This window comes from Xanthobacter sp. AM11 (assembly GCF_047444035.1).
In the GTDB taxonomy this organism is placed as follows: domain Bacteria; phylum Pseudomonadota; class Alphaproteobacteria; order Rhizobiales; family Xanthobacteraceae; genus Xanthobacter.
Genome location: NZ_JBLAOA010000001.1, coordinates 538931 through 558282, shown reverse-complemented (window position 1 = coordinate 558282; position 19352 = coordinate 538931). Strand labels below are relative to the sequence as shown.

The following is a 19352-nucleotide window of genomic DNA, read 5'->3' as shown; positions in this document are numbered from 1 at the left end:
TGATCGCTGCGGCGGCATCCACGGATGCTTGACGACCCCCCTGTCCATGGTCCTCATGGGTGCCGCGGCGGCGCGGGGGCGCCCGGCAGGAACAGGAGGGGCAGGGGTGTCGGGTTCGGCGAGCCAGAAATTGTCGTTTCAGGCCATGATCTTCACGGCCTGCCTGTTTCCCTTCTACATTCTTGCGGCGACGCTGACCAACTCCGCCGCCATTCTCACCGACCTCCTGGCCACCTCGTTCGACCTGACGGCGCTCACCGCCTGCTGGCTGGTGCTGCGCCTCGCCCACGGGGCCCATGCGGGAAAATATGCCTACGGCCTCGGCAAGCTGGAGAATCTGGCCGAGCTGATGATCGCCGTGCTGCAGACCCTGCTGGTGCTCATTGCCGGGTCGCGGGCCATCCTGCGCATCATCCATCCCGAAGGGGTGAGCGGCGCGGAGCTGGGCCTGTTCGTCACCGCCGCGGCCGTCATCGGCAATGTCATATTGAACCGCAAGGCCACCCGCCTCGCCCACGAAACCCGCTCGCCGGTGCTGGCGGCGCAGGCGCGGGTGCATCTGGTCTCGGCCATCTCCTCGGGCTCGGTGTTCATCGTCACCGTGGTGCTGTCCATCTTCAACGACGTGTACTGGATGTTCTACCTCGACCCGATGGCCTCCTTCGTCGTCATCGGCTTCATGGTCTACAACATCTTCGCCATGCTCTCGAATTCGGTGGCGTCGCTGCTCGACCAGGCGATCGACGAGGCGGGACAGCTGCGCATCCTGCGGGTGCTGACCACCCATTTCGACGATTTCGACGAGCTGGGCGACATCCGTACCCGCCAGTTCGGCGGCAAGATGTTCGTGGAGCTGCACCTTGGCTTCGAGCCGGACTGGACCGTGGCGCACACCCGCACCGTGGTGGCAAAGCTCACCGAGGCGGTGAAACGCGAATTCCGCCAGGCGGGGGACGAGGTGGAAGTGGCGGTGGTGCTGCTGCCCGGCACCCTGCCGCCGGCGGCGGTGGACACGCCCGCCTGATCGCGCCGCCCCGCGCGCCGGCCTGAGGCGTCCGGCGCGGGCGCTGGTTTTTCCAATCTGGTTTTGGCGCCCGCCTGCGCGGCGGGCGGCGGCGTCAGTGCTCCGAGAGCACCACGTCGTCGGACCACTCGCCCGGCACGTCCTTCACGATGGCCTGCCCGCAGATGACGCGGCCCCGGGCCGAATCGAAGGTGAGGGTGGGGGCGCCGTGGAGCTGCCAGCCCTTGTTCAGGGCGGCGGAGACGCGCTTGCAGAAGGCCGCGTCGTCGGGGCCGGTGAGGTAGCGGTAGAGCTTCATGGCAGGTCCTGCGGCAAGGGAAAAGGTTCAGGCCGGGGGCAGGCGCGCGCCGGCCCTGCGGGCGGCGGCCTCGCGCTTCTCCTGGAAGGCGGCGGTCTTGCCCCGCACCTCGGCGACGAGGCCGGGGTCCTCCCCCGCGCGCGGCGGGAAGGCGGGCTCCGGCTGGTATTCGATGGCGAGGGCGATGCGCCGCGCCTCCTCCTCCCCCGCAATCTCGGCGGCAAGCCGCAAGGCGAGGTCGATGCCGGAAGAGGTTCCGGCGCCGGTGAAGCGGTTGCGGTCCACCACCACCCGTTCCTCCACCGGCACGGCGCCGAGATGGGAGAGTTGCGGCAGGGACAGCCAGTGGCAGGTGGCGCGATAGCCGGTGAGCAGCCCCGCGGCCCCGAGCAGCAGGGAGCCGGTGGACACGGAGGTGATGTAGCTGGCCTCCACCGCCATGCGCCGCAGGAAATCCAGGGTCGGCCCATCCTCCATGAGGTCGAGCTGGCCCGGCCCGCCGGGCACGAACAGCAGGTGGCAGCCGGCGACCTCGCTGAAGCCCGAGGTGGGCAGGATGGCGAGGCCCAGCGCATCCACCACGGGATTGCGCCGGGTCTTCCAGACGATGTCCACCTTGGCGCCGGGCAGGCGGGCGAACACCTCGAACGGCCCGGTGAGATCGAGCTGGGTCATGCCGGGATAGGCCAGCATGACGATGTGGAAGGGAGGAAGCATGCCGCGTCAGACGCGGGCGGCGATGGCGTCCGCCAGGGCCACCGTGCGCTTGGCCATTTCCGCGTGCAGCAGCTCCACCATGCGGCCGTCGAGCGTGATGACGCCCTTGCCGGCATTCTCCGGCAGCGCGAACGCTTCAATGATGGCGCGGGCGCGGGCCACCTCCGCCTCGGGGGGCGAGAAGGCGGTGTTGCACGGCTCGATCTGGCTGGGATGGATCAGCGTCTTGCCGTCCATGCCCATCTCCACGCCCTGGAGGCATTCGGCCTTGAAGCCGTCGAGGTCCTGGAACTGGTTCCACACCCCGTCCAGCACGTCGATGCCGTAGACGCGGGCGGCGGCCACCACCAGGGCCAGCCAGCCCACCATGGGGGCGCGGCCGGGCACCAAGGCGGCGCGGGTTTCCTTGGCGATGTCGTTGGTGCCGAGCACGAACACCGAGAGGCGGGTGAGCGGGTCCCGCGCGGCGCCGGCGATGGCCTTGATGTCGAGGATGGCGAGGGGCGTCTCGATCATGGCCCAGACCCGCGTGGTGGCCGGCACGCCGAGGGCCTCCAGCCGGCGGCCGACGGTGACGAGCTGCTCCACCTCCTGGACCTTGGGGATGAGGATGGCATCGGGCCCGGCGCCGGCCGCGGCCTCCAGGTCGTCGGAGCCCCAGGGGGTGTCCAGGCCGTTGATGCGGATGACCACCTCGCGCGGGCCGAAGCCGCCGGCCTTCACCGTTTCCACGATGCGGCCGCGGGCCTCCACCTTGGCGTCGGGCGCCACCGCATCCTCCAGGTCGAGGATGACGCCGTCCGCCGGCAGGGTGCGGGCCTTTTCCAGGGCGCGGGCGTTGGAGCCGGGCATGTAGAGGACGCTGCGGCGCGGACGGATGGTCATGTGCTTCCCCCGGAAGGTGTGGCGGGCGGCGCGCCCGCATGAGGTCACCTTGATCGGTAAAGCGCCGGCCTGGCTTTGAAAAGGGCCTTGCTGCGCTGCGGCGCCATATGAACGGATCGCGCCCTGGTGGATCAACCGAAACGGATGGTTCCCATCCGTTTCGAAAAGTTGATCCAGCAGATCAAAGAGTTGTGGTTCGGCCTGCTTGCGACAGATGGGTTCCATCTGTCGCGGTCGAACCACTAGCGGGCCGGGCTTTCCGGCGCGGCGGGGGGGACGGCGCCGGGGGGCGGCCAGGTGAAGTCGTCGGCGCGGCCGCGCACGGGGTCCGGGGCGACGCCATCGCGCAGGGCGCGGGCGGCGGACCGGGCGCTGGCAGAGACCGGGACGGCTTCGGGGGCCTTCGGCGAAGCCGGCGGGCCGGCAAGGGAGATGGCGCGGTCGCCTGCGGCGGCGTCGGGCGCCGCCTGCACCTTGCCGGGCTCCTCCAGCATCCGGTTGATGTCCTTCTGCACGAAGAAGGCGAGCTTGCGCGCGCCGGCGCGGGTGAAGCGAACGCCGTCGTTGAAGCGCAGGCGGCGGCGCTGGCCGTCTACCGCCGGGCCGTTGGCGAGGTATTTCCCGTCCTCGTCCACGAAGCCGTCCCACACATTGGCGAAGGGGAAGCCGGCGCGGGCGGCGCGGGCGCGCAGCACCTCGTTGAGGCGTGCATAATCTTCCGACAGGCTGGTGTTGGCCACCGGGGCAAGCCCCACCACGATCACCCGGCCGGTCTTCTCGCGCAGGAAGGCAAGCACCTCGTCCACCCGCCGGCTGTAGAGTTCCAGCCAGCGCTCGGTGAGGGGCTGGGCGATGGTTTCGCCGTCCTTGATGGGCTGGAGGTCGTCGGAGCCGAGCGCCACCACCGTCACCGCCGGGCGGGCGGCGGCGATGGCCTCGGGGGCGCGGGCGATCCAATCCACCGGTGCCGGCAGGTAGCCGCTTTCATCCACGGTGTTTTCGACGATGGCGAGGCGGGCACGCTCGGGCACGTAGCTGTCGGCCAGGCCCTGGGCGAGCTGGCTTGCCAGCCGGTCGCCGATGACCAGCACGAACTGGCTGGGCGGCTGGCGCTTGCCCTGGGTGGCGGCATCGGCGGAATTGTAGACGACGCCCTCCGGCTCGGGCGGCGGCTGGCGCCGGGCGGGAGGTGGGCTCGGCTGGTGCGCCTCAGGGGGCTGGAAGGGCCACCAGCCGGAATTCTGGTTCGGCCGGGGTGGGCGCGCCGGGCGGCCCACATCGGCTGGAGGCCGCAGGAAGAAGAAGAAGTCGTTCTGTGCGCGGGCAGGGCGGTGGGCGTCGGCAAGCAGGGCCAGGCCGGCGGCACACAGGGCGACGAGAAGAACGGCAAGCCGGCGGCAGATGCCGGCCCGCGACGGCCGGTCCGCCGGCATGGGGAAGGCGATGCGCCGCTGCGGGCTCGATGGGTGCTTGCGCCACATACGCAAGCAATGGACCAGCGCGGCGGCGGTTTCAAGGCTGGTGACGCGCGCCGGGCGCGGCGGGTGGCCCGGGCGGGAAAACGGCGCGGTTCCGGGCTGGAGATTGCGGGCTGGAGCAGGTCGGCGCCTGTCCGTCCGCGGCGGACCGAAGCGGGGCGGGCTCAGGCGCCGCTTTGTGCCACCAGGTCCGGCAGGTGCGGGAGCTCCGGCGACATGGACCCGCAAGGCAGGGAGGCTGGCGGGAGAGAAACGAGAGGCCAGCCGGCGCGCCGCTGGCGGCCTCTTGCCTCTGATGCGGCAGCCTGGACGCCGGCCGCCAGCCGGGCCGGATCGCTCAGTTGAGCTTGGACTTCACTTCAGAGATGGCGCCGGTGATGAGGCGTTCGGCAATTGCGCCGGTGGCGGCGGTTGCGAGCAGGGTCTCGGCGGCCTTGGCGGCGGCCTCGGCGGCGATGGCCTTCACGTCGGCCACGGCCTGGTGCTCGGCCAGGGCGATCTTGTCTTCCGCCATCTTGGTGCGGCGGGCGACGAAATCCTCAAGCTTCGCCTTGGCCTCGGCGGCGAGACGCTCGGCTTCCGCCTTGGCGGCGGTGACGATGGATTCGGCCTCGGCCTCGGCCTCGCGCTGCTTGCGCTTGAACTCGGCCACCAGCTTCTGGGCCTCTTCCTTGAGGCGGCGGGCCTCCTCAAGCTCGGCGGCGATCCGCGAGCCGCGGGAATCGAGGGCGGAAGCGATGGACTTGTGGGCGCCCGCATAGATCAGGATGCCGACAAAGACCAGGAAGGCGACGGCGACCCAGATCTCGGCAAGAGTCATCTCGTTCATGGCAGGGTCCCCAGATCCGTCCTCGCCCGCGGGCGTTCGTGTCGGGGCGTGCGCCCCTTCTGTGCAATGTGTGGCGGGGCGCATGCCCCTCTTTGCAATCAAGCGCCGGGGCCTGGGCCCCAATCATGCATCACGGTCCGGGGCACGCGCCCCTGCCGGCCGGTCCGGCGACGGCGGATGCCGTAGCCGGCGTTGCGGGAGCGCGGCGGATGCCGCGGTCCGGTCCTGCCTGGCGGTGCCCGAGCCTGTCGGCTCAGGCCGCGTCCTTGCGCGCCATCACGCCGTCCACCGCCTTTTCCACATCGGCGGGCGCAGGTGCGGTGCCGATGAGGGTGGAGACGATAGCGTGGGTGGCGTCCACGGCAATGCCCTTCACATGGGTGAGGGCCTCGGTCTTGGTGCTGGCGATGCGCGCCTCGGCGGTCGCCAGCTTGTCGGCCAGCTGGGCTTCCAGGGCCTTGCGGTTGGCGTCGGAATCGGCGGTCAGCCGGTTCCGGGTCTCGCCGGCGATGGTGTTCGCCTTGGAGCGGGCCTCGGCAAGCGCCTTTTCATAGGCGGCCTGGGCGGCTTCGCTCTCGGCCTTGTGCTTGGAGGCTTCCTCAAGGTCGTCCGCGATGCGGTCGTGCCGCTCTTCCAGAATGCGCCCGATGCGCGGCAGGGCCACGCGGCTCATCAGGATGTAGAGCAGCCCGAAGCTCAGGACGAGCCAGAGGAGCTGGGATGCGAAGGTGGTGGCGTCGAAGGGCGGGAAGTGGCTCTTGTGAGCCTCTCCTGCCTCACCGTGCCCCGCTTCGCCATGGCTCGCGGCGCCGGCCTTGGGGGCCTCGTGCGTGCCCTGTCCGGCGGGCTGAACCGGCGTGGCCGCCTGCGCGACCGCCGCAGGTGCGGCCTTGTCGCTCGCGGCGGCGACGGGCATGGCCAGTGGCGCGGCCAGAATGGCCGTGCCTGCAAGCGCCAGCGCGACAGTCAACTTCCATGTTTTCATCATGGCTCGCCCGCCTGACTTTGACTTGATCCCCAAGCCCCCGGCCATCTGGGCGCGCAGCGGGAACGCTGCGCGACCGGCCCGGGACTTTCCAGAAGGTGACCGATCAGGCCACGAACAGGAGGACGAGGGCGACGACGAGCGAGAAGATGCCGAGACCTTCGGCGAGCGCCGCGCCGATGAAGGCGCGGGCGAACTGGCCGTCGGCCGCCGACGGGTTGCGCAGGGCGCCGGACAGGAAGTTACCGAAGATGTTACCGACGCCGACGCCGGCGAGACCCATACCGAGGCAGGCGAGGCCGGCACCGATGAACTTTCCAGCTTCCGCTTCCATTGGACTGCTCCTTGAGAACCCGTTGTGATTGAGGTGACTGGTGAAAGGGGGGACCGCGCCGCAGCCCCGGCCTCAGTGGCCGGGGTGGATCGCGTCGTTGAGGTAGATCGAGGTGAGCACCGCGAACACATAGGCCTGCAGCACCGCCACCAGCAGCTCCAGCGCGGTGAGCGCCACGATCATGAAGAAGGGCAGGGTGGCGCCGAACCAGCCGACCACGCCGGCCGAGGCCAGGCCCACCACGAAGAAGGCGAACACCTTCAGGGCGATGTGGCCCGCCAGCATGTTGGCGAACAGACGCAGCGAGAGGCTGATGGGCCGCGACAGGAACGACACCACCTCGATCACCACGAGGAAGGGCAGAAGGAAGGCCGGCACGCCCGACGGCACGAACAGGTGCAGGAAATGGGTGCCGTGGCGGAAGAAGCCGTAGACGATGACCGTTCCGATCACCAGCAGCGCCAGCGCCGCGGTGACGATGAGGTGGGCGGTGACCGTGAAGGTGTAGGGGATGAGGCCCACCACGTTCGCCACCAGCACGAAGGTGAACAGCGAGAATACCAGCGGGAAGAAGACCATGCCTTCGCTGCCGGCCGAATCGCGCACCATCTTGGCGATGAATTCGTAGCTCATCTCCGCCACCGATTGCGCCCGGCCCGGCACCAGGGTGCGGCCGCGGGTGGCGAAGGTGAGGAAGAAGAAGATGATCGCCACGATGCCGAACATGAACACGGCGGCATTGGTGAACGAGAACTGCACGCTGCTGAGATTCAGCAGGTCCACGTAGCGCTTGATCTCGAACTGGTGGATCGGATCGACGGTCATCCGAACGCCCCCTGCCATGCGGCGCCTGCCGCGTGAAATCTGGATCGGCTTCATGCTGCTTGCACAGCATCCACCGCGAAAACAACCGGCGGATCTCCCGCCCGTATCCAATACCGGCACCCGCCGCGCCCGAGGAGGCGCCCGTCAGGTCCCCGTTCCGCTGCGGTTCCGGCCTTCGCCGGAGGCCCGCAGCATATTCATGACGCCGGCGGCAAACCCCACCAGCGTTCCGACGATCAGCCCGAAAGGCGTGATCGAGAAGTACCAGTCGATGCCGTAGCCGATGAGCGAACCCACCAGGACGCCCGACACGAATTCTGCGCCCAGCCGGAAGGCCAGAGCCGTGCCCGATGCGGACGAGGTGTCCCGCCCGCCCTTCGGGCCAGGCGCCTCGGCCTTCGCACGCACATGGCCCAGCTTGGAGTTGAGCCGCTCGAGCCTTGCGGAAAGCTCGGCATCGTGGGGCCGGGAGCCCTCCCCCCCGCCTTCCCCTCGGTGCCCTCCGGTGGAGGATTCATCAGGTTCCGACATGGCAAGAGACCCCGGCTCCGGTGAAGGGCGGGAGCCCTCCCCCTCGAAACCGCGGCGCACCATAGTTGCGTCAAAATTGAGTGTCAAGGCGCCGAGGGTATGGAATAAAGTATTGTAATAAAAAGCGAAAATTGTGGCTGCGACATCGTGGTTCGAAGCTGCGTGCCGCAATTGGCTGCCGCGAGGGAGCCCGCGCGGCTCAAACAGCTTCCCGTAACCGTTCTGCGCCCTGAAGGTCCACGGAAACCAGCCGGGAAATGCCGCGCTCGGCCATGGTGACGCCGAACAGGCGATTCATGTGCGCCATGGTGATGGGATTGTGGGTGATGGTGAGGAAACGCGTGTCGGTCAGGCGCGTCATTTCCTCCAGCAGGGTGCAGAATCGCTCCACATTGGCGTCATCGAGGGGCGCATCCACCTCGTCGAGCACGCAGATGGGCGCCGGATTGGTGAGGAATACGGCGAAGATCAGCGCCATGGCGGTCAGCGCCTGCTCGCCGCCGGAGAGCAGCGACAGGGTCTGGGGCTTCTTGCCCGGCGGCTTGGCGATGATGTCGAGGCCGGCTTCCAGCGGGTCGTCCGCTTCGGTGAGCACGAGCTGCGCCTCGCCGCCGCCGAACAGGGTGTCGAACAGCTTGCGGAAATGCGCATCCACCACCACGAACGAGGCCTGAAGCCGCTCGCGCGCCTCCCGGTTGAGGCTCTGGATGGCCGAGCGCAGGCGCCGGATGGCCTCGATGAGGTCGTCGCGCTCGCCCACCAGCTTGCCGTGCTGCCCCTCGGTCTCCTCCAGCTCCACGTCGGCGCGCAGGTTCACCGCGCCCAGCCGGTCGCGGTCGCGCCGGGCGCGCTCCAGCGTCGCCTCGATGGCGGCGGGGTCGGGCAGGGGGCCGTCGGCGGCAAGGCCGGCCTGCTCGCGGGCGATTTCCGGCGGGCCTTCGAGGCTGTCGGTGATCTCGCGCAGCACATCGTCGCGGCGCTGGCGGGCGGCCTCCAGCCGCGCCTCCGCCCGCGCCGCCTCGGCCCGGGCGCCGGACATGGCCTCCAGCGCCTCGCGGGCGGCGCGGTCGGCGGCGGCAAGGGCGGCCTCGCCCTCGGCCAGGCGGTCGGCGGCCGCGCGGCGGGCGGCCTCGGCCGCCTCCAGCGCGGTCATGAGCGCCCGCCGGCGGCGGATGAATTCGGACGGCGCATCCTCGATGGCCTCCAGCTCGGCCTTCGCCTCCGCCTCGCGGGCGGCCACCGCGGCGAGGCGGTCGCCGGCTCCGCCGGCGCGCTGGCGCCAGGAACGCTCCTCGCCGGCTATGGCTTCCAGCCGGCGCTGGCGGGTGGCCCGGTCGCGGCGCAGGGCATCGAGGCCGGCCCGCGCCTCGGCCAGCGCGGCGCGCCGCTCGCCGGCATCGGCGCGGGCGCGGGCCAGCTCGGCCTCCAGGATCTGCGGGGTGTCGAGGGCGAGGAGCTGGCCCTGGGTCTCCGCCAGCCCCGCCTCGGTTTCCTCGCGCATGGCGGCGAGCCGCATGCGGGCTTCCGCCAGCGCCGAAAGGCGGGCGATATGCTGGGCGGCGCGGCGTTCGGCGGCATCGAGGGCGGTGCGGCTCGCCTCGGCGGCGCGCTGGGCGGCGCGGCGGGCCTCCCGGGCCTGGGTCTCGGCCTCGGCGGCGGCGCGCAAATCGGCCTCGCGCCCGGCCAGCGCAGCGCGAATCTCGTCCAGATGCGCCGCAGCCACGGCCGCCTCGGCCTCGATGTCGGCGAGGCGGTTGCGCTCGGCCAGGCGGCGGGCGGCGGCGGTGGGGGCATCGGCGGCGGCCACCACCCCGTCCCAGCGCCACAGGTCGCCCTGCGGCGAAACGAGGCGCTGGCCCGCCTTCAGCGCCGGGGCGAGACGCGCCCCCTCGGCTTGCGAAACAATGCCCACCTGGGCGAGGCGGCGGGCGAGGGCCGGGGCGCCGGAGACATGGCGGGCAAGGGGTTCCGCGCCGCCGGGCAGGGTGGGATCGGCGGCATCGGCTGCGGCGCCGGCCCAGCGCGCCGGGGCTGCGGCGTCCACCGGCAGGTCGAGGTCATCGCCCAGGGCGGCCCCCAGCGCGGTCTCGTAGCCCTTGGCCACGGTAACGAGATCGGCCACCGGAGGAAAGCGCTTGTCGGAGGATTGCAGCAGCTTCGCGAGGGTGCGCGCCTCGGTGTCGAGGCGGCCGAATCGCCCCTGCGCCTCCGCCAGGGCGGGGCGAAGCTCCTCCATGGCGCGGCGGGCGGCCCCGTGGGCGGCCTCCGCCTCGGCGCTGGCCTCCTCGGCCTCGGCCAGGGCCTCGCGCGCCAGCTCCGCCTCCATGCGGGCGGCGTCCAGCGCCTCGGTGCCGGCCTCGCGCCGCAGGCGCGCCTCCTCCGCCTCCACCGAGGCGCGCTCGGCGCCATTGCGCACCAGCCGGTCGCGCATCTCGCGCGCGGCCTGCTCCAGCGTCGTGCGGCGGGCGCCCAGATCGGCGAACTGGGTGGTCTTCTCCTGCAGGATGCCCTCGGCGTCCTCCAGATGGGCGCTCGCCTCCTCCAGGCGCTCGGCGGCGATGGCCTCCGCCTCGGCCGCCTCCTCGTGCTCGGCGCCAAGGGTTTCGGCTTCGGCGCGCAGGCGCTCCAGCACGCCCTCGGCATCGGCGGAAAGGGCGGTCTCGCGCTCGGTGTCCTGGACCAGCTGGGCCAGCCGGCGCTCCAGTTCCTGCCGGCGGGCGTCGAGGCGGGCCTCCTCGGCGTCAAGCTCGCCGCGGGCATGGGTGAGCCGCTGCAGCACCGCCGCCGCTTCGGCCTCGGTCTGCCGGAGCGCGGGCAGGGCGTGGGCGGCGAGGGCCTGAAGGCGGGCGGCCTCGGCCTGGATGCGGGTGTGCTCCGAGCCGTCGCGCACCGCCCCTTCCACCGCCCGTTCCGCATCGGCCAGGGCGCGCGTCACCTCCCCCCAGCGCAGCCAGAGCAAAGTGGCCTCGCACTGCCGGATCTCGGCCGCCAGCGCCTTGTAGCGCACAGTCTGGCGGGACTGGCGGCGCAGGCTCTCCACCTGCGCGCCCAGCTGGGTGATGACATCCTCCAGCCGCAGCAGGTTCTGCTCGGCGGCCTTGAGGCGCATCTCGGCCTCGTGGCGGCGGGCATGGAGGCCGGCGACGCCCGCCGCCTCCTCCAGGATGCGGCGGCGGGCATTGGGCTTGGCGCCGACGATCTCGCCGATCTGCCCCTGCCGCACCAGAGCGGGGGAGCGGGCGCCAGTGGAGGCGTCGGCAAACAGCAGATTGACGTCGCGGGCGCGCACGTCCCGGCCGTTGACGCGATAGCTCGATCCCGACCCGCGCTCGATGCGGCGGACCACCTCCAGCTGCTCCCATTCGTTGAAGGCGGCGGGGGCGGTGCGGTCGGTGTTGTCGAGGTGCAGCACCACCTCCGCGGAATTGCGCGCCGGGCGGCCGGTGGTGCCGGAGAAGATGACGTCGTCCATGTCCTGGGCGCGCATGGCCTTGTGGGAGTTTTCTCCCATCACCCAGCGCAGCGCCTCGACGAGGTTGGACTTGCCGCACCCGTTCGGCCCCACGACGCCGGTCAGTCCGGGCTCGATCAGGAGGTCGGTGGGCTCGACGAAGGTCTTGAAGCCCACGAGCCGCAGGCGGTCGAACTTCATGCCGGCCGGGTCTGGCTGGGGGTCGATGGGGGATCGCGGGTCATTCGTGCGCGGTGTGCCGGTCCTGCGGGTTGCGTGCGCGTCAAGCCTGCATCCCGCGCCCCCGTCGCGCAAGGCCGCGCAATTCCAGCGCCGGCAACGATCCACAGGGGCGGGGCGTGCAACGGCTGCAGCGCATCTGCAGATTGCACCCGTCGCGTCCGGGCCGCTTTGGGCGCACCGGCGGCTTACCTTTGGCGGTCGAAAGCGATAGAAGGCAGCGATGCAGATTGCGCACGCGGGGCAAGCGCCCATCTATGGGCTGAGCCGCCGCGTGCCACGGCGGGCCGGGACATCGGGGATTGCGACACATGCTGTTGAATCAGGCAGGCGCCACGGGAGCCGACAAGGCCGCGGCCGGTGCGGCGGACATCATCGACACCACCACCCAGACCTTCCTGGCGGACGTGATGGAGGAGTCCAAGCGCCGTCCGGTGCTGGTGGACTTCTGGGCGCCCTGGTGCGGTCCCTGCAAGACGCTGGGTCCGACCTTGGAAAAGGTGGTGAAGGCCGCCAAGGGCAAGGTGCGGCTGGCCAAGCTGAACATCGACGACCATCCGGTGATCCCGGGAAAGCTCGGCATCCAGTCGGTGCCCACGGTCTATGCCTTCGTCAACGGCCAGCCGGTGGACGGCTTCATGGGTGCGCTGCCCGAAGGGCAGGTGAAGGCCTTCATCGACCGCCTCACCGGCCCCGCCGAGGCCGGCATGGATGAAGCCCTCGCCGTGGCCGAAAACGCGCTGTCCCAGGGCGACCTGGCCGCCGCCGCGGAAATCTTCGCCGGCGTGCTGGGCGAGGAGCCGGACAATCTGAAGGCCCTCACCGGCCTGGTGCGCACCCAGGTGGCCGCCGGGGCGCTGGACCAGGCCAAGGCGACGCTGGCCATGGTGCCGGCCGAGAAGCAGGCCGATTCCCTGGTGAGCGCGGCGCGCGCGGCGCTGGAGGTGGCCGAGCAGGCCGCGGCGCTGGGCGATCTCGCCACCCTGGAAGCCAAGGTGGACCTCGACCCCTCGGACCACCAGGCCCGCTTCGATCTGGCGCTGGCTCTCAACGCCAGGGGGCGGCGGGAGCAGGCGCTCATCCATCTGCTGGACATCGTGAAGCGTGACCGCGCCTGGAACGAGGACGCCGCGCGCAAGCAGATCGTGCAGCTTTTCGAGGCCTGGGGCGCAACCGATCCGCTCACCCTTTCCGGCCGTAAGAAATTGTCGGCGATCATGTTCGCCTGAGGGAATATTTGAGGATTTTTCGTCTTGGCTGCCAACCGCACGTATCTGTCCCCGGCGGAAATCCCGCCGGTGATCCCGGTGTTCCCGCTTTCGGGGGCGCTGCTCCTGCCCCGTGCAGAGCTGCCGCTGAACATCTTCGAGCCGCGCTATCTCGCCATGGTGGACGACGCCATCGGCGGCGGCCGGCTGATCGGCATGGTGCAGCCCGACGAAGGGAAGCCCGAAACGGCGCGCGGCCCGGCGGTCTATCAGGTGGGCTGCCTCGGCCGGCTCACCCAGTTCAGCGAGACCGGAGACGGGCGCTATCTCATCACGCTGAGCGGCATCTGCCGCTTCAGGATCGTGGAAGAGATGGCGGCAACGACGCCGTACCGCCAGTTCCGGGTGGATGCGAGCGCGTTCACCGGTGATTTCGAGGCCTCCGCCGGCGAGGCCGAGGTGGACCGCGAGGCGGTGCTGGCCGCGCTGGCGGCCTTCCTCGACGCCAACAAGCTGGAAGCCGACTGGGAGGGCATCCGCCAGGCCGGAACCGAGACGCTGGTGAACGCCCTGTCCGTCATGTCGCCCTATGGCGCGCTGGAGAAGCAGGCGCTGCTGGAGGCGCAGAACCTGAAGGCGCGGGCCGACATGCTGGTGGCCATCACCCAGATGATGCTGGCCCGCATGCCCGGCGACGGCGAGGGGTCTCTGCAATAGCACCGGCGGCGCCGGGCCTTCGTCCGATGCCGGGCGGGTCCGCTCCGGCGCGGGCCGGCCTTCCGCACGGATGATTTCAGGCCGGCGCCGGCCTGAGTGGCCAAGCGCCGGTCCGGCGCCTCACGGCTCTGCCGGTCCGGCGCCTCACGGCTCCACGGCGAAGCGCAGGCGGCCCGCCGGGGCGAGGGTGCGCGCATCGAAGGTGCGTATTTCCGTCACACCGCCTATATCAAGGGTTACTGCCACCACGTCCGCGGTCACCGCCGTGCCGACGATCTTCGCGCCCTTGGGCAGCAAGGCGGTCACTTCCCCGGTTGCAAGCGGCTTGGCGCGGAGCATCCGGTAGCCGATGACGCCGAACACCGCCGCCACGCCGATGACCATGACCAGCATGGAGACGGAGGAGAAACGGCGGAACTTGGCGATGACGCGCTCCTGCTCCGGCGTCAGCGCCTCGTCGGCGGCCTCGGTGGGTGGTGGGCGGTGGAACATGGACGGGCCTTTGCTCGCGAACTTTTCGGAATGGACGACACGATGAATGCCGGGGCCGACCAGGACGCCTTCGATGAACCGGAAGACGAGGGGCTCTCCTTCACCGTTGCCGCCGCCGCGACGGACGCGGGCGAGAGGCTCGACCGCGTTCTGGCGCGCCAGCTTGCGCTCACGGCGCCTGAATTGAGCCGCACCCGCATCCAGCGCCTCGTGGCCGAAGGGCGGGTGCAACTCGGCGGGCGTGTCGTAGGGGACGCTGCCGGCCGGGTCAATGCCGGCGATGTCTACACCCTGCTGCTGTCCCCGCCCGAGCCGGCGGAGCCGGTGGCGGAGAACCTGCCCCTCCACATCGCCTATGAGGACGCCCACCTCATCGTCATCGACAAGCCGGCGGGCATGGTGGTGCATCCGGCCCCCGGGCATGCCACGGGCACCCTGGTGAATGCGCTGCTTCACCATTGCGGCGACAGCCTTTCCGGCATTGGCGGGGTGCGCCGGCCGGGCATCGTCCATCGCATCGACAAGGATACGTCCGGCCTTCTGGTGGTGGCCAAGTCCGACGTGGCCCACAAGGGCCTTGCCGCCCAGTTCGCCGACCATGGCCGCACCGGCCCGCTGGAGCGCGCCTACCTCGCCTTCGCCTGGGGCGTGCCGGAGGCGCGCGGGACCGTGGAAGCGTCCATCGACCGGCACGCCACCCACCGCCAGAAGATGGCGGTGCGCGCCAGCGGGCGCCACGCCATCACCCACTGGCAGGTGTTGGAAGCCTATGCCGGCCGTGACAAGGCGGGGGTGGCGAGCCTGCTCGAATGCCGGCTGGAAACCGGCCGCACCCATCAGATCCGCGTCCATATGGCCCATGCGGGCCATCCGCTGCTGGGCGACGAACTCTACGGCCAGGGGTTCCGCACCAAGCTTTCGCTGCTGCCGGACGCGGCCAGGGAGCGCCTGTCCGGGCTCGGCCGCCAGGCCCTGCATGCGGCCCGGCTCGGCTTTGCCCATCCGGTCACCGGCAAGACGCTGAGCTTCGAGAGCCCATTGCCGGAAGACCTCGCAGGCCTGCATGCCGCCCTTGGCGGGCATGCATTCGCGCAAATTTCTCTCGCGCCGACGTGAGACGATGAAACCTATTCGCGTCACATACGTATCTATATGATGAATCGCTGCGGCCGGCGCCTATGCGGTCGCACGTGCGGCTGCCCGGATGGGGGCTGCAGGAGAAGGAGGCCTAGCGATGGCCCAGCCGAAGTCCATGTCCATTCCTTCAGCCGAAGGCGGACTTTCGCGGTATCTGGAGGAGATCCGGCGGTTTCCCATGCTGGAGCCGCAGGAAGAATATATGCTTGCGAAGAGCTGGCGCGAGCACGGAGACCGCGACGCTGCTCACAAGCTGGTGACGAGCCACCTGCGCCTCGTGGCGAAGATCGCCATGGGGTACCGCGGCTATGGCCTGCCCATATCGGAGGTGATCTCCGAGGGCAATGTGGGCCTCATGCAGGCGGTGAAGCGGTTCGAGCCCGAAAAGGGCTTCCGGCTCGCCACCTACGCCATGTGGTGGATCCGCGCCTCCATCCAGGAATATATCCTGCGCTCGTGGAGCCTCGTGAAGATGGGCACCACGGCGGCGCAGAAGAAGCTGTTCTTCAACCTGCGCAAGGCCAAGAGCCAGATTTCCGCGCTGGAGGAAGGCGACCTGCGGCCCGACCAGGTGAAGCAGATCGCCACCAAGCTCGGCGTCACCGAGCAGGATGTGGTGGACATGAACCGCCGCCTGTCCGGCGACGCCTCCCTCAATGCCCCCATCCGCGAGGAAGCGGACGGCGGCGAGTGGCAGGACTGGCTGGTGGACGAGCGCCTCGACCAGGAAGAGCAACTGGCCGAGAGCGAGGAGCTGGACAACCGCCGCTCCGCCCTGTCCGGCGCCCTCTCGGTGCTCAATGAGCGCGAGCGCCGCATTTTCGAGGCCCGCCGCCTGTCCGAGGACCCCATGACGCTGGAGGACCTGGCCTCCGAGTTCGGCGTCTCCCGCGAGCGGGTGCGCCAGATCGAGGTGCGCGCCTTCGAGAAGGTGCAGAAGGCGGTGATGGACAAGGTGCGCCAGATCGAGACGTCCTCGGCGGGCGCCCCGAGCCCCGAAGCGGTGGGCGCCTGAGGCGCCCACGCTGCCCTTTCACCGTCCGGCGGAGGCCGTGCCGCCGCCGCACCTGGCCTCGAAGATGCCGGGGGGCAACGCGGGACCGGTCAGGCGGGGTCCCTGAGGCCGGCGGCCGGCCGCTCGCCCCGTGCCACATGGATCATCATCAGCTCGCCCACATTCTCCGGCGTCAGCAGGCCCACGAGCTTGCCGGTGGAATCCACCGCGCCCACGGCGGGCACCCGGGCGCTGGTGATGAGCTTCAGCGCCGCATCCAGCTTCGAGCGGGCCTCGACGGTGGGGATGTCCGCCTGCATCACCTCGACCACCGGCGTCTGCGGCCCCTGGTCCTTTAGGGCGCGGATCATGGCGTCGCGGGTGAGCACGCCGCGCAGCCGCCCGGCGCCGTCCACCACCGGGAATTCCTTCTGGGTGGAACGGATGAGCGCGTCGGCGGCATCGTCCACGGTGGATTGAGGCCCCAGCGTCTCGAAATGGGTGATCATGGCATCGGCCACGATGTGCCCGCGGGAGGCCTCCTTCAGCTGCACCTGCCCGGCTTCTCCCGAGGCGGCGAGGAAGACGAACACGCCGATGATCATCAGCATGGGGTTGGTGAAGATGCCCAAAAGGCCGAGGCCGATGGCGATGGCCTGGCCGATGGAGGCGGCGAGGGCGGTGGCGCGCCCATAGCCCATGTTCATGGCCAGTACCGCCCGCAGCACCCGCCCGCCGTCCATGGGAAAGGCGGGAATGAGGTTGAACACCACGAGGAAGATGTTGGCGCCCGCCAGCTTGACCAGCATGGAGGTGCCGGGGTCCTCGATCTTGGCGAGGTCCTCGGCGTCGAGGGCGGCACCGTTCAGGCTCGCTCCCAGCGCCAGCAGGAGCACGATCGCGATCACCACGTTCACCAGCGGCCCGGCCACGGCCACCACCAGCTCTTCGGAGGGCTTTTCGGGGATGCGCTCCAGATTGGCGATCCCGCCGAAGGGCCACAGGGTGATGTCGGGGGTCTTCACCCCGTAGCGCCGCGCCGCGAAGACGTGCCCCAGCTCGTGCAGCAGCACGCACAGGAACAGCAGCGCCACGAACAGCACGCCCTCCCACGCCGCCTGCGCCCCGCCGGAGCGGTAATAGGCGGCCCAGATCCACACCAGAAACAAGAGGAAGGTGACGTGGATGCGGATGGCGGTGCCGCCGAGACGGCCGATGGTCAGGGACCAGGGCATGCGTGCTCTCCCGAAGGGTGTCGCCTTGTCATAGCGCGCCGCGGTGACGGCGCAATGCCGCTGCCCGGCTTGATGATAAGGTAGACATACTATACACATCCCTTATCATGGAAGAGACACCCCTCGGCTTCCTCATCGTGGACACCGCGCGCCTCTACCGCGCGCGGATCGACCGCGCGTTCGAAGATGCGGGCCTCGGCCTCACCGCCGGCGAGGCCCGCACGCTGGCCTATGTGCGATTCCACCCGGACCTGAGGCAGTCCGCCCTGGCGGAGAAGATGAGCGTCGAGCCCATGACCCTCGTCGGCTTCCTCGACCGGCTGGAGGCCGCGGGGCTGGTGCTGCGGGAGGTCGATCCGCGGGACCGCCGGGCCAAGATCGTCCGGCTCGCGGACGCCGCAGCGCCCTATCTCGAACGCATCTCGATCGCGGCCGGGAGCGCCCGCGCCCATGCCACCGAGGATTTTTCCGACGCCGAGCGTACCCAATTGAGAGACCTGCTGGTGAGGGTGCGCGCCAACCTCGCCCGGGACCACCGCTGCAAGGACCCGAGATGAAGCCCCGTGACCGCGCCGGCGCAGAGACGGCCGCCCCGCCGCAGCCCGTGCCGCTGATGTCCGAAACCCGGCTGGCCGTCATCGGCGGCCTGATGGTGACGCTGGGGCCGGTGAGCCTTGTCATGTACACGCCGGCCATGCCGGCCATGGTGGCGGCGTTCGGCACGTCCATTGCCACCGTGAAGCTGACGCTCACCGTCTTCTTCCTCGGCTTCGCCGTCTCCCAGCTGGTCTGCGGACCCCTGTCCGACGCCTATGGCCGGCGGCCGGTGGCGCTCGGCTTCTTCGGCATCTATCTGGCGGGAAGCCTCGTCGCCATGCTGGCCCCGACGGTGGCCTGGCTCATCGCCGGGCGCGCCCTGCAGGGCGTGGGCTGCGCCGCGGGCATCGCCCTTTCACGTGCGCTGGTGCGCGACCAATATACCGGCCAGGCCTCGGCCCGGGTCATGAACCTCATCGGCACCATGCTGGCCATCGGCCCCGCCGCGGCGCCCACCCTGGGGGGGCTCATTCTCGGTGTCGCCAGCTGGCATGCCATCTTCGCGGCGATGACGGTCTATGGCCTCCTCCTGGTGGCCGTGCTGGCCCTGTTCGTGCCGGAAACCAACCGGTCGCCGGACCGGGCCCTGGCCTCGCCGCGCGGGGTGGCGGCCAGCTATGGGCAGCTGGTGGGCAACCGCGTCTTCATGCGCGCCGCCCTCACCGCCGGCTGCGCCCTCGGCGGCATCTACACCCTGTCCGCCCTTCTGCCCTTCATCCTCATCGACCGCATCGGCCTGTCGCCGACCCAGTTCGGCCTTGCCATGCTGCTGCAGACAGGGGCGTTCATGAGCGGAACGCTCATCGCCGGTCCGCTGCTGCGGCGCTTCAATGCCCAGCGGCTCATCCTGCCCGGCCTCGCGCTGGTGCTTTCCGGGGCGGTGGGCCTCGGCGTCGGCCCGCATGTGCTGGCGCTCACCACCGCCAGCGTCATGCTGCCCATTTCCCTTTGGGCCTGTGGCGTCGCCCTGATTCTGCCGGGCACCACCACCGCCGCGCTCTCGGGCGTCGCGCCCATCGCCGGCGCGGCCTCCGCCCTCATGGGCTTCCTGCAGATCGGCAGCGGCTTTGCCGGCACCTCCCTTTCGGCGCTGTTCCCGTCGCCGCTCGTGGCGCTCACCCTCCTGCTGCCACTCTTTGCCGTGGTCGCGGTGGCGAGCCACCTGCTGCTCGCCCCGCGTCGCGCGCCCGAGCCGACGGCCGGCGGCGGCCCGGTGGATGCCACCGACCTCGAACTCGCCGCCGACCCCCTCGGGGTGATCGGCGCGGCGGGCGACGAGATCGAGGCCGGGACCCTCGACACCCGCCGCCGCGCCCCCTGAGGGCGCGTCCATCCGGTTGACCTAGGGCGACGTGTGGTGGTGAATGCGCTGCCG

19 protein-coding genes are annotated in these 19352 nt (G+C 70.5%); 7 read left to right on the top strand and 12 right to left on the bottom strand.

Annotated features, from left to right (window positions below):
* Positions 1-106 precede the first annotated feature (106 nt).
* Positions 107-1024 (top strand): cation diffusion facilitator family transporter, encoded by a 918-nt coding sequence (locus tag ACI7BZ_RS02680; protein ID WP_414115654.1) that lies wholly within the window; start codon positions 107-109, stop codon positions 1022-1024.
* Positions 1025-1118: 94 nt separating this feature from the next.
* Here the strand turns inward: ACI7BZ_RS02680 and ACI7BZ_RS02675 are convergent, their stop codons facing one another.
* The 10 genes from ACI7BZ_RS02675 to smc form a co-directional block, all read right to left on the bottom strand.
* Positions 1119-1322: a DUF1737 domain-containing protein gene (locus ACI7BZ_RS02675; RefSeq protein ID WP_414115653.1), complete on the bottom strand. Its 204-nt coding sequence runs from the start codon at positions 1320-1322 to the stop codon at positions 1119-1121.
* 27 nt (positions 1323-1349) lie between these two features.
* Positions 1350-2039: a DJ-1/PfpI family protein gene (locus ACI7BZ_RS02670; protein WP_414115652.1), complete on the bottom strand. Its 690-nt coding sequence runs from the start codon at positions 2037-2039 to the stop codon at positions 1350-1352.
* Between the two features lie 6 nt (positions 2040-2045).
* Positions 2046-2924 (bottom strand): HpcH/HpaI aldolase/citrate lyase family protein, encoded by an 879-nt coding sequence (locus ACI7BZ_RS02665; protein WP_414115651.1) that lies wholly within the window; start codon positions 2922-2924, stop codon positions 2046-2048.
* Positions 2925-3166: 242 nt separating this feature from the next.
* Positions 3167-4405, bottom strand: coding sequence for an SGNH/GDSL hydrolase family protein (locus tag ACI7BZ_RS02660; RefSeq protein ID WP_414115650.1), 1239 nt, complete (start codon positions 4403-4405; stop codon positions 3167-3169).
* 334 nt (positions 4406-4739) lie between these two features.
* Positions 4740-5231, bottom strand: a complete 492-nt coding sequence (locus ACI7BZ_RS02655) for a F0F1 ATP synthase subunit B family protein (RefSeq protein ID WP_414115649.1) — start codon at positions 5229-5231, stop codon at positions 4740-4742.
* Positions 5232-5484: 253 nt separating this feature from the next.
* Entirely contained in the window at positions 5485-6147 is a 663-nt protein-coding gene (locus ACI7BZ_RS02650; RefSeq protein ID WP_414119076.1) for a F0F1 ATP synthase subunit B, read from the bottom strand.
* A 175-nt stretch (positions 6148-6322) separates the two neighbouring features.
* Positions 6323-6550: a F0F1 ATP synthase subunit C gene (locus ACI7BZ_RS02645; protein WP_238119836.1), complete on the bottom strand. Its 228-nt coding sequence runs from the start codon at positions 6548-6550 to the stop codon at positions 6323-6325.
* A 72-nt stretch (positions 6551-6622) separates the two neighbouring features.
* On the bottom strand, positions 6623-7375 hold the full coding sequence (locus ACI7BZ_RS02640) for a F0F1 ATP synthase subunit A (RefSeq protein WP_414115648.1): 753 nt from the start codon (positions 7373-7375) through the stop codon (positions 6623-6625).
* 144 nt (positions 7376-7519) lie between these two features.
* Positions 7520-7906 (bottom strand): AtpZ/AtpI family protein, encoded by a 387-nt coding sequence (locus ACI7BZ_RS02635; RefSeq protein ID WP_414115647.1) that lies wholly within the window; start codon positions 7904-7906, stop codon positions 7520-7522.
* A gap of 199 nt (positions 7907-8105) precedes the next feature.
* On the bottom strand, positions 8106-11558 hold the full coding sequence (gene smc, locus ACI7BZ_RS02630; RefSeq protein ID WP_414115646.1) for a chromosome segregation protein SMC: 3453 nt from the start codon (positions 11556-11558) through the stop codon (positions 8106-8108).
* 350 nt (positions 11559-11908) lie between these two features.
* Here smc and trxA point away from each other — a divergent pair, with 350 nt between their 5' ends.
* Together trxA and ACI7BZ_RS02620 are read left to right on the top strand one after the other, a co-directional pair.
* Complete coding sequence (gene trxA / locus ACI7BZ_RS02625) at positions 11909-12826, top strand: thioredoxin (protein WP_414115645.1); 918 nt, start codon at positions 11909-11911, stop codon at positions 12824-12826.
* A gap of 24 nt (positions 12827-12850) precedes the next feature.
* Positions 12851-13522, top strand: coding sequence for an LON peptidase substrate-binding domain-containing protein (locus tag ACI7BZ_RS02620; protein WP_414115644.1), 672 nt, complete (start codon positions 12851-12853; stop codon positions 13520-13522).
* A gap of 144 nt (positions 13523-13666) precedes the next feature.
* Here the strand turns inward: ACI7BZ_RS02620 and ACI7BZ_RS02615 are convergent, their stop codons facing one another.
* Positions 13667-14014, bottom strand: a complete 348-nt coding sequence (locus ACI7BZ_RS02615) for a hypothetical protein (RefSeq protein ID WP_414115643.1) — start codon at positions 14012-14014, stop codon at positions 13667-13669.
* 30 nt (positions 14015-14044) lie between these two features.
* Here ACI7BZ_RS02615 and ACI7BZ_RS02610 point away from each other — a divergent pair, with 30 nt between their 5' ends.
* Together ACI7BZ_RS02610 and rpoH are read left to right on the top strand one after the other, a co-directional pair.
* A complete protein-coding gene (locus ACI7BZ_RS02610) occupies positions 14045-15130 on the top strand; it encodes an RluA family pseudouridine synthase (protein WP_414115642.1) in 1086 nt (361 codons plus the stop codon).
* A gap of 118 nt (positions 15131-15248) precedes the next feature.
* Complete coding sequence (gene rpoH / locus ACI7BZ_RS02605) at positions 15249-16166, top strand: RNA polymerase sigma factor RpoH (RefSeq protein ID WP_414115641.1); 918 nt, start codon at positions 15249-15251, stop codon at positions 16164-16166.
* An 89-nt stretch (positions 16167-16255) separates the two neighbouring features.
* On the opposite strand, the gene ACI7BZ_RS02600 is transcribed toward rpoH, so the two are convergent.
* Entirely contained in the window at positions 16256-17380 is a 1125-nt protein-coding gene (locus tag ACI7BZ_RS02600) for a site-2 protease family protein (RefSeq protein WP_414115640.1), read from the bottom strand.
* Between the two features lie 107 nt (positions 17381-17487).
* Between ACI7BZ_RS02600 and ACI7BZ_RS02595 the strand changes: the two genes are divergently transcribed.
* Together ACI7BZ_RS02595 and ACI7BZ_RS02590 are read left to right on the top strand one after the other, a co-directional pair.
* Complete coding sequence (locus ACI7BZ_RS02595) at positions 17488-17937, top strand: MarR family winged helix-turn-helix transcriptional regulator (RefSeq protein ID WP_414115639.1); 450 nt, start codon at positions 17488-17490, stop codon at positions 17935-17937.
* Positions 17934-19298 carry a multidrug effflux MFS transporter gene (locus ACI7BZ_RS02590; protein WP_414115638.1) on the top strand — a complete coding sequence of 455 codons (1365 nt, stop codon included), beginning with the start codon at positions 17934-17936 and terminating at the stop codon, positions 19296-19298. The genes ACI7BZ_RS02595 and ACI7BZ_RS02590 overlap by 4 nt, the downstream gene beginning before the upstream one ends.
* The last annotated feature ends 54 nt before the right edge of the window (positions 19299-19352 follow it).